Below are 9739 nucleotides of genomic sequence, written 5' to 3' on the forward strand. Positions count from 1 at the left end.
GGAAGACCGAACAGGCCCATCTCGGCCATGCCGGCCACCACTTCGTAGGGGAAGGAGTGTTCGGCGTCATGCTTGGCGGCCACCGGCGCGACCACGCTCTGGGCGAAGTCGCGGACGGCCGTGGCCAGCTGCTGGTATTCGTCGGGAAGCGTCCCGGTCGACAGAAAATCAGTCATGCTCTCCCACTTTCGCCGCAATTCGGGCCAGCGGCTGACCCACTTTGACCTGATCGCCGGCCGCGACCAGAAGTTCGACGATCCCGTCGACAGGCGCCGTCAGCGCATGCTCCATCTTCATCGCCTCGACGGTCACCACGACGGTGCCCGACTCGACCGCGGCGCCGTCTTCGACGCCGACCGCGACGACCGCGCCGGGCATCGGGCTGACCAGTTCGGCGTCACCGCTGCGCTCCTCGTCTGCGCGGACCGGCGCTTCACGTACCTCGTCGAGCACCGCGACGACGCTGTTGCCGGCCAGCCAGACCTTGCTGTCCTGCGCGGCGACGGTGTAGCTGATGCGCAGCCCGTCGAGCGTCACCGTCAGCTGGTCACCTGCCAACGCCGCTCGCAGCGAACGGGATTCACCGTCTTCGATGCGGACCTGGGCGGCGTCAGGGTGACCGATGATGTGCACGTGGTCGGCGCGCTCGCCGGATCGCAGCCGGATGCTCACCGGCGCCCGGCCCCCGATGCGCCATCCGGATGGCACGCCCCACAGATCTGCGCCCGGCGCGGGAAAGCGCCGCAACCATCGGAACGCCGCCGCGGCGACGAACAGTTCGTCGGAGGGTTCGGCAGCGACGAAGTCGCCGGCGCGACGGTCGAGCAGCCCGGTGTCGAGCCGACCGGCGACCACATCGGGGTCGGCCAGCAAGAAGCGGGCGAACTCGATGTTGGTGACCACCCCGAGCACCGCGGTGCCGGCCAGGGCCCGGTCCAGGGTGCGTAGTGCTGCGGCCCGGTCAGGGCCGTGTGCAATGACTTTCGCCAGCATCGGGTCGTAGTCGCTGCCGACGACCATTCCGGCAGACAGGCCCGAGTCGACGCGCACGCCGGCCGCATCGGGTTCCGTCACCGCCAGCACGTCGCCGCCGGTGGGCAGGAAACCGTGAGCCGGATCCTCGGCGTAGACCCGCGCTTCGATCGCGTGCCCGCGCAAAGCAATATCGGCTTGCTCGACGGTGAGCTTCTCCCCTGCCGCGATGCGGATCTGCCACTCGACCAGATCCCACCCGGTCACCAATTCGGTGACGGGATGCTCGACCTGCAACCGGGTGTTCATCTCCATGAAGAAGAACTCGTCCGGACTGTCGGCGGAGACGATGAATTCCACCGTGCCCGCCCCGGTGTAATCCACGCTGCGAGCGGTATCGCACGCGGCGGCGCCGATCCGCGCGCGGGTCGGGGCATCCAGCAACGGCGACGGCGCCTCCTCGATGACCTTTTGATGACGGCGCTGCAGACTGCACTCCCGCTCGCCGAAGTGGACGACGTTGCCGTGCGCGTCGGCCATCACCTGGACTTCGATGTGCCTGGGGCGCAGCACAAATCGCTCCAGGAACAGGGTGTCGTCGCCGAATGCGGCCGCGGACTCACGACGAGCGCTGACCAGTGCGGCCGGCAAGTCGGCCGGTTGCTCGACCATCCGCATGCCCTTGCCGCCGCCACCGGCGGACGGCTTGATCAGGACCGGATAGCCGACCTCGTCGGCGGCGGCGATCAGGTCTGCGTCGCTCAGACCGGGCCGCGCGATCCCGGGAACGACCGGCACCCCGAAGGCCGACACCGTGCGCTTTGCCGCGATTTTGTCGCCCATCGTCTGGATGGCGCCCACCGGCGGTCCGATGAACGCGATCCCGGCTTTGTCCAGCGCCACCGCGAAATCGGCGTTCTCCGATAGGAATCCGTAGCCAGGGTGCACCGCCTGAGCACCGGTGCGCCGCGCGGCGTCGACGATCGCGGCGATGCTGAGGTAGCTGTCTCGCGCCGCCGCCGGGCCGATGGCGATCGCCACGTCGGCCTCGGCCACGTGCCGCGCGTCGACATCGGCGTCGCTGTACACCGCGACCGAGCGAATGCCCATCGCCTTGAGCGTGCGAATCACCCGAACGGCGATCTCGCCGCGGTTGGCAACCAGGACGGTGTGAAATCCCATCGCGCTCACATCCGGAAGACGCCGTAGGAGACCGGTCCGACCGGTGCGGTGGACGCCACCGAAAGCGCCAGTCCGACAACAGTTCGGGTGTCTGCTGGGTCAATCACGCCGTCGTCCCAGAGCCGGGCCGTCGAATAATACGGGTTACCCTGATGTTCGTATTGGGCGCGGATCGGGGCTTTCAACGCTTCTTCCTCCTCGGCGGTCATCTCACCGCGCACGGTCGCCAGCACCGAGGCCGCCTGCTCACCGCCCATGACCGAGATCCGCGCATTGGGCCACATCCACAGAAAGCGTGGCGAATACGCCCGCCCGCACATCGAGTAGTTGCCCGCGCCGTAAGACCCGCCAATCACCACGGTGAGCTTGGGCACCCGTGCACAGGCCACCGCGGTCACCATCTTCGCACCGTGTTTGGCGATCCCGCCGGCTTCGTATTCGCGGCCGACCATGAACCCGGAGATATTCTGCAGGAACAGCAGCGGCACCATCCGCTTGTCGCACAATTCGATGAAATGTGCACCCTTGACCGCAGATTCGGAAAACAACACACCGTTGTTGGCCACGATGCCGACCGGGTGGCCGTGGATGTGGGCGAACCCGGTGACCAGCGTGGTGCCGTAGTCGGCTTTGAACTCGACGAACTCGCCACCGTCGACCAGTCGGTCGATGACATTGTGCACGTCGTAGGGAATCCGGGGGTCGACAGGAACCACGTCATAGAGCTCGGACTGGTCGGCGATCGGGTCCACCGCGGGCCGCACGTCCCAGATCCGCGGTTCGCGCGGGCCCAGCGTCGAGACGATGCGCCGGACGATCCGTAACGCATCGCGGTCGTCGTGGGCGAGATGGTCGGTGACGCCGGAAGTCTTCGAATGCAATTCTCCCCCACCGAGATCCTCGGCCGAGACCACTTCCCCGGTGGCCGCCTTCACCAGCGGCGGGCCGCCCAGGAAGATGGTGCCCTGGTTACGCACGATCACGGCTTCGTCGCTCATCGCCGGAACGTACGCACCGCCTGCCGTGCACGATCCCAGTACCGCGGCAATCTGCGGGATGCCCTGTGCGCTGAGATTGGCCTGGTTGTAGAAGATCCGGCCGAAATGCTCGCGGTCGGGGAATACCTCGTCCTGCCGCGGCAGGAACGCACCGCCGGAGTCGACCAGATAGATGCAGGGCAGTCGATTCTGGCTCGCGATCTCCTGGGCGCGCAGATGCTTTTTCACCGTAATCGGGTAGTAGGTACCACCTTTGACGGTTGCGTCATTGGCCACGATCATGCATTCACGGCCGGAGATCCGGCCGACTCCGGTGATGATGCCGGCGCCGGGGCACTCGTCGTCGTACATTCCATCGGCGGCCAGCGGCGCGATTTCGAGCAGCGGGCTGCCCGGATCGAGCAGTCCGTCGACGCGATCGCGCGGCAACAACTTGCCGCGGTCGACATGACGGGCGCGGGAACGTGGCGAGCCGCCCAGTGCCGCTGACGCAAGCTTGCCGCGCAACTGCTCCACAAGAGCGTTGTGCGCGTTGCGGTTTTCCGCAGGTGAGGTCATCGGTCACACGCCAATTTCGGTTAATGGTCACTAACTCGTGCTATGTTAGTGGGGATTAACCGAACTGTCCAGGGAGGCGCGATGGCGGCGACCGCTCCGGCCGACCACGGCGACCCCGACGCTGCGCCGAACCCCCGCAGCCGGCGAAAATCGGATCGCCGCCTGCAATTGCTCGGTGCCGCCGAGCGGCTGTTCGCCGAGCGCGGCTTCCTCGCGGTTCGCCTCGAAGATATCGGCGCCGCAGCCGGAGTGAGCGGTCCCGCGATCTACCGGCACTTCCCCAACAAAGAGTCGCTGCTGGTCGAGTTGCTGGTCGGCATAAGCACCAGGCTGCTCGCCGGCGCGCGGGAAGTCCGGTTGCGCGAAACCGACGCGGCCGCGGCGCTGGACGGGCTGATCGACTTCCATCTCGACTTCGCCCTGGGCGAGCCGGACCTCATCCGGATCCAGGACCGCGACCTCGCCCATCTCCCGGCTACCGCGGAGCGCCAGGTGCGGCGCGCCCAGCGCCAGTACGTCGAAGTCTGGGTGGGCGTGTTGCGCCACGTCGAGCCGGGGCTCGCCGAGGCCGACGCCCGACTGATGGCGCATGCCGTGTTCGGGCTGCTGAACTCCACGCCGCACAGCCTGAAACCAGACTGCGGCGCACGGTCGCGGGCGGTGCTGCGGGCGATGACGGTGGCCGCGTTGACCGTTGCCGCAGCATCGGTGTGACCAGCACTTCCGGCGTCCATCAGACATTTCGGCGCCGACCGTTGTGCTGCAGGTACGCTGCAGAAATGAGGTGGGTATGAGCGATCGACGTCATCTCGGGCACACGCGTTCGGCGCAAGATCAGACTGAGCAAACCCAACGCCTGAGCCAGCCGTACCAGCCCTATGCAGATCCGGCCTACAGTTCCCAGCCGACTTATCCGCCGCCGTATTACTCCGATGCGTCTTACGATCCCAATTCGGCAAACCCGACCGACAGACTGCCGCAATATTGGCGGCAGGGTCAGCCGCCCCCGAATCAGCCGCCGCAAGAGCCCGAGCCCGGAAAGCCCAGGACGCCGCGCTGGCTCTGGATCGCCGCGGCCGCGGCGGTGGTGCTGGTGGCCGCGCTGGTCGTCGCGTTGGTGATCGCCAACGGCACGGCCCGAAGGCAAACCGCGGTGCCGGCGCTGCCGTCGACGCCGAGCTCGCGGACTGCCATCCCCGCGGTACCCCACTCGCCGTCGCAGTCGGCCCAGGCACCCGAGCCCGCCACCACCGGGCCCAGTCAGTCGACCGATCCGAGCGCGATGCAGACCGTGACCTACAACGTCATGGGCGACGGCCGCGCCATCAGCATCACCTACGTGGACACCGACGGGATGATGCAGACCGAGTTCAACGTCGCGTTGCCGTGGACGAAAGAGGTCAGCTTGTCCGAGTCCGGCAGCAAAACGCCCACCGTCACGATCGTCAACATCGGACATGACGTCACGTGCACGGTCACCGTGGATGGGTTGGAGATCAGCCACCGCAGCGGCGCCGGGCTGACGATCTGCAGCGGCAACGGCTGAGGCTCAGTCGGCCAGCGCCATCCGGTGCGGGGTTCGCACCAGCATCAGGCCCACCAGCCCGACGATCATGACCAGACACAGGCCGCCCATTCCGGCCCGCACCGCGCCGAACACGTCGACGAACACCGAGAACAGCCACGGCCCCACGAACGACACCGCACGCCCGGTCATCGTGTAGAGGCCGAAAGCCACGCCTTCCTTGCCGTCGCTGGACATCCGCAGCAGCAAGGTGCGGGCCGACGCCTGCGCGGGCCCGATGAACAGGCACAGCAACAGCCCGGTGGCCCAGAACGCGCGCGGCCCCGACAGCGCCATCATCGCCAATCCGGCGCCGATGATGCAGGCCAGCGATCCGACGATGACGGGTTTCGAGCCGATCCGGTCGTCGAGGAATCCGCCGGCAACGGCGCCCAGCGCGGCCACCACGCTGGCGGCTACCCCGAAGATCAGGACAGCGTCGGGCGCGATCCCGTAGGCGTTGACGCCGAGCACCCCGCCAAAGGTGAACACACCGGCCAGTCCGTCTCGAAAGATCGCCGACGAAAGCAGGTAGTAGACCAGATTGCGATCTCGACGCCATTCGCCAACCAGGTCCTGCCAGAGTTTGCGGTAGCCACCCAGCGCGCTATGGGTGGGGATGGCTGCGCTCGACGACGGAAAATTGTGCGCAGTCAGCAGCAGCGGCGTCGCAAACGTCACGAACCAGCCGGCCGCGACCAGCATCGCGATCCGGACGTTCATCCCGTCGCCCACCGGCAGGTGCAGAAATCCGCGGGTGGGCCCCTTCCCGTCGATGCAGCCGAAGTAGACCACCAGTAACAACCCGACGCTGCCGACGAACGCGGCGGCCAGGCCGAAGCCGGAGATCCGCCCGGAGTTGTCCCGCGTCGTGAGCTGTCGCAGCATCGCGTTGTACGGAACGCTGGCCAGGTCGCCGCACGCCGCACCGAGCGCGAGCAGGGTCAGCCCCGCCCACAAGTAGTCCGGTCGCTCACGGATCAGGCTCATCGCGCTGACCAAGGCCACCACCAGGCCGGTCAGTACCGTCAGTGTGAGGCGGCGCCGCCGGGGGTTCTCCACCCAGACACCGATCACCGGCGCCAACACCGCGATGGACAGCCCGGCGATCGCCAAGGCCCGGCCCAGCCAGCTTGCCGGCGTAACGCCACCTGGCAGACCTTTGCCGACGGCACCGGTGAGATAGACCGAGAACACGAACGTCACCACCACGGCGCTCACGCCCGCCGAACCGGTGTCCCACAGCGCCCACGCCACCGCTTGCGACCGCTTGGTGCCGGGTGGAACGTGGCTGCTGGATTCAGACATCGTTGGTCTGTCTACCATTGGCGCATGCCGGTCCCCGCTCCCAGCCCCGATGCTCGCGCAGTTGTAACCGGGGCTTCACAGAACATCGGCGCGGCGCTGGCCACCGAATTGGCCGCTCGCGGCCACAATTTGATCATCACAGCGCGGCGCGAAGATCAGCTCAACGCGCTGGCCGGCAGCCTGGGCGAGAAGTACGGCGTGACCGTTGAGGTGCGGCCCGCTGATCTCTCCGACACCGCCGAACGGTCAAAGCTGCTCGACGAGTTGGCCACCCGGAATGTCTCGATCTTGTGCGCCAATGCCGGGACCGCGACCTTCGGGCCGGTCGCCACGCTCGACCCCGCGGTGGAGCGTGCCCAGGTACAGCTGAATGCGGTCGCGGTGCATGACATGGTGTTGGCGGTGCTGCCGGGCATGCTCGAGCGCAGAGCCGGCGGCATCTTGATTTCCGGTTCAGCAGCCGGTAATTCACCGATCCCCTACAACGCGACGTACGCGGCAACCAAGGCGTTTGCGAACACCTTCAGCGAGTCGCTGCGTGGCGAACTTCGCAAAACCGGTGTGCACGTTACGGTTTTGGCCCCCGGCCCGGTGCGCACCGAACTGCCGGGCCCGGCTGACGCGTCGATCGTCGAAAAGCTGGTACCCAATTTCTTGTGGATCTCCACCGAATACACCGCGAAGAAATCGCTGGATGCACTGGCGCACAACAAGATGCGCATCGTACCCGGGGTGACGTCCAAGGCGATGTCGGCGGCCAGCCAATACTCACCGCGCGCGATCGTCGCGCCGATCGTCGGACGCTTCTACAAGAAGATGGGCGGCGGCTGACCTAGCGACGGCGTTTGCTGCCGCCCCCGAACATGCTGCGGATGAGCTCGGTGCCGAGCACCTTGAGGAAGTTCTGGAAGCCGCGACTGTTGACGAATCGACCGAACCAGCCAGGCTTTTTCGCCGCCTCGGGCGCGTTCTTCGACCCCGTCGGCCGCGACGGTTGTTCGGCTTGCGCCTTGGCCTTTTCGGCTTCGATTTTCTCGTAGGCGGATTCGCGGTCCTTGGTCTCGCCGTACGTTGCCTGCAGGGGGCTGCCCTTGGCGGCCGCGCTGATCGCCTCGTCTCCCAGGGCGGCCATCAACGACCGGGGCGAGCGCAGCCTGGTCCAAGCCACCGGGGTCGGGGCGCCGCGTTCGGAGAGCACAGTGACCACCGCTTCGCCGATGCCCAGTGACGTCAGCGCCGACGCCAGGTCGTAGACATCGGTTTTCGGGTAGGTACGGACGGTCCTCGTCAGCGCTTTCTGGTCGTCTGGAGTAAACGCCCGCAGCGCGTGCTGGATGCGCGCGCCCAATTGAGAGAGCACCTCGTTGGGCACATCGGTCGGCAGCTGCGTGCAAAAGAACACCCCGACCCCGCGTGAGCGGATCAGCTTGACCGTCTGCTCGACCTGCTCCAGGAACGCCTTGGACGCTTCGCTGAACAGCAGATGGGACTCGTCGAAAAAGAACACCAGCTTGGGTTTGTCGACGTCGCCGATTTCGGGCAGGGTCCGGAAAAGATCGGACAGCACCCACATCAGAAAGGTGGAGAACAGCACCGGTCGGGCCGCTTGAGCACCGAGTTCCAGCAACGAGATCACGCCACGACCCTTGTCGTCGAAACGCAAGAGATCCGTGGGCTTTAACTCTGGCTCGCCGAAGAACGTGTCGGCGCCTTCAGCCTCGAGGTTGACCAGCGCACGCAGGATGACCCCCGCCGTCGTCGCAGAAACACCGCCCAGCGACTTCAAATCCGCCTTGCCTTCGTCGCTGGTGAGCTTGGCGATCACCGCGCGCAGGTCCTTCAGGTCCAACAACTCGTAGTTGTTCTGCTCGGCGTAGTGAAAGATCAACCCCAGAGTAGATTCCTGGGTAGCGTTGAGCCCCAATACCTTTGACAACAAAATCGGCCCGAAGCTGGCGATCGTGGCCCGCACTGGAACGCCGATGCCCTTGGTGCCCAACGACAGAAAGTCCACCGGGTAGGCAGTGGGCGTCCAGTCGTCACCGGTCTCCTTGGTGCGCTCGGTGATCTTGTCGTTACTCTGGCCCGGTCGCGACAGGCCGGACAGGTCACCTTTGACGTCGGCCATCAGCACCGGCACGCCCGCCGCGGAAAGCTGCTCGGCGATCACCTGCAGCGTCTTGGTCTTTCCGGTCCCGGTCGCGCCGGCCACCAGGCCGTGTCGGTTGACGGTGGCCAGCGGGATGCGGATTTGCGCAGCCGGGTCCGCGTTGCCGTCGACGACGACGGCGCCCAGTTCCAGAGCCTGCCCCCCGACGGCGTAGCCAGCCGCGATCTGCTGTGCCGGGGTCGCTGCCGATTCAGTGCCCATAAGACCCTTGTCACTCCCGCAGTCGCCGTGGTCGAAGATCACGCATGACCTTACTGGCTGACGCGGCCGGGCGGGGTGGCTGCAGCCTGCCCAGCTAACTTTGCCTACTGTGAACGCTGTGCGGGACGAATTGGTATGGATCGACTGCGAAATGACCGGGCTGGACCTGGGCTCGGACAAATTGATCGAGATCGCCGTCCTGGTGACCGACAGCGAACTCAATATTCTCGGTGACGGACTCGACATGGTCATCCATGCCGAGGACGCCGCGTTGAATTCGATGGTCGACGTGGTCACCGAGATGCACACCCGCTCCGGTCTCATCGACGAGGTGCGGGCGTCCACCGTGGATCTCGCGACCGCGGAGGCTGCGGCGCTCGACTACATCCGTCAGCACGTCAAGCAGGCCAAAACGGCGCCGCTGGCCGGTAACTCGATCGCCACCGACCGCGGCTTCATCGCGCGGGACATGCCGGCCCTGGACTCGTTTCTGCACTATCGGATGATCGATGTGAGCTCGATCAAAGAACTGTGCCGCCGCTGGTATCCACGGATCTACTACGGTCAGCCGTCCAAGGGACTGGCGCACCGCGCGCTGGCCGATATCCACGAGTCCATCCGCGAGTTGAGGTACTACCGGAGCACTGCGTTCGTGCCCCAGCCCGGGCCCACGACCAGCGAGATCGCCGCTGTCGCCGCCGAGCTCGGTGTCGACTCGGCCGCGCCGGAGGGAGCGGATTCGGCCGCCGACGGCCCGAGCCGCTAGTATCGACGACGCCGCTTCTC

9 protein-coding genes are annotated in these 9739 nt (G+C 66.4%); 4 read left to right on the forward strand and 5 right to left on the reverse strand.

What is annotated here, in order from left to right; all coding sequences use genetic code 11:
- The 3 genes from AC2VOG_RS09035 to AC2VOG_RS09045 all read right to left on the reverse strand — a co-directional run.
- The coding region (locus AC2VOG_RS09035) for an acyl-CoA dehydrogenase family protein (RefSeq protein ID WP_486939579.1) at positions 1-176 on the reverse strand (176 nt) is incomplete at its 3' end.
- Positions 169-2154, reverse strand: a complete 1986-nt coding sequence (locus tag AC2VOG_RS09040) for an acetyl/propionyl/methylcrotonyl-CoA carboxylase subunit alpha (protein ID WP_486939571.1) — start codon at positions 2152-2154, stop codon at positions 169-171. The genes AC2VOG_RS09035 and AC2VOG_RS09040, both read right to left, overlap by 8 nt.
- A 5-nt stretch (positions 2155-2159) precedes the next feature.
- Positions 2160-3710, reverse strand: a complete 1551-nt coding sequence (locus AC2VOG_RS09045; protein ID WP_486939572.1) for a carboxyl transferase domain-containing protein — start codon at positions 3708-3710, stop codon at positions 2160-2162.
- An 81-nt stretch (positions 3711-3791) separates the two neighbouring features.
- On the opposite strand from AC2VOG_RS09045, the gene AC2VOG_RS09050 reads away from it, so the two are divergent.
- The gene (locus AC2VOG_RS09050; protein ID WP_486939573.1) at positions 3792-4424 is read left to right on the forward strand and encodes an SACE_7040 family transcriptional regulator; all 633 of its coding nucleotides are present in this window, start codon (positions 3792-3794) and stop codon (positions 4422-4424) included.
- 76 nt (positions 4425-4500) lie between these two features.
- Positions 4501-5256: an MmpS family transport accessory protein gene (locus tag AC2VOG_RS09055; RefSeq protein WP_486939574.1), complete on the forward strand. Its 756-nt coding sequence runs from the start codon at positions 4501-4503 to the stop codon at positions 5254-5256.
- Between the two features lie 3 nt (positions 5257-5259).
- Here AC2VOG_RS09055 and AC2VOG_RS09060 read toward each other — a convergent pair whose 3' ends face one another.
- A complete protein-coding gene (locus AC2VOG_RS09060) occupies positions 5260-6582 on the reverse strand; it encodes an MFS transporter (RefSeq protein ID WP_486939575.1) in 1323 nt (440 codons plus the stop codon).
- Between the two features lie 24 nt (positions 6583-6606).
- Between AC2VOG_RS09060 and cmrA the strand changes: the two genes are divergently transcribed.
- On the forward strand, positions 6607-7413 hold the full coding sequence (gene cmrA / locus AC2VOG_RS09065) for a mycolate reductase (RefSeq protein ID WP_486939576.1): 807 nt from the start codon (positions 6607-6609) through the stop codon (positions 7411-7413).
- Between the two features lies 1 nt (position 7414).
- Here the strand turns inward: cmrA and AC2VOG_RS09070 are convergent, their stop codons facing one another.
- Complete coding sequence (locus AC2VOG_RS09070) at positions 7415-8953, reverse strand: helicase HerA-like domain-containing protein (protein WP_486939577.1); 1539 nt, start codon at positions 8951-8953, stop codon at positions 7415-7417.
- 118 nt (positions 8954-9071) lie between these two features.
- On the opposite strand from AC2VOG_RS09070, the gene orn reads away from it, so the two are divergent.
- Positions 9072-9719, forward strand: coding sequence for an oligoribonuclease (gene orn / locus AC2VOG_RS09075; protein ID WP_486939578.1), 648 nt, complete (start codon positions 9072-9074; stop codon positions 9717-9719).
- The last annotated feature ends 20 nt before the right edge of the window (positions 9720-9739 follow it).

It is taken from the genome of Mycobacterium sp. TH-M11 (genome assembly GCF_057473725.1).

Coding starts and splice junctions, on each gene's coding strand:
- AC2VOG_RS09060 (WP_486939575.1), bottom strand. CDS start 6,582: ATGTCTGAATCCAGCAGCCACGTTCCACCCGGCACCAAGCGGTCGCAA.
- cmrA (WP_486939576.1), top strand. CDS start 6,607: ATGCCGGTCCCCGCTCCCAGCCCCGATGCTCGCGCAGTTGTAACCGGG.
- AC2VOG_RS09040 (WP_486939571.1), bottom strand. CDS start 2,154: ATGGGATTTCACACCGTCCTGGTTGCCAACCGCGGCGAGATCGCCGTT.
- AC2VOG_RS09055 (WP_486939574.1), top strand. CDS start 4,501: ATGAGCGATCGACGTCATCTCGGGCACACGCGTTCGGCGCAAGATCAG.
- AC2VOG_RS09050 (WP_486939573.1), top strand. CDS start 3,792: ATGGCGGCGACCGCTCCGGCCGACCACGGCGACCCCGACGCTGCGCCG.
- AC2VOG_RS09070 (WP_486939577.1), bottom strand. CDS start 8,953: ATGGGCACTGAATCGGCAGCGACCCCGGCACAGCAGATCGCGGCTGGC.
- AC2VOG_RS09045 (WP_486939572.1), bottom strand. CDS start 3,710: ATGACCTCACCTGCGGAAAACCGCAACGCGCACAACGCTCTTGTGGAG.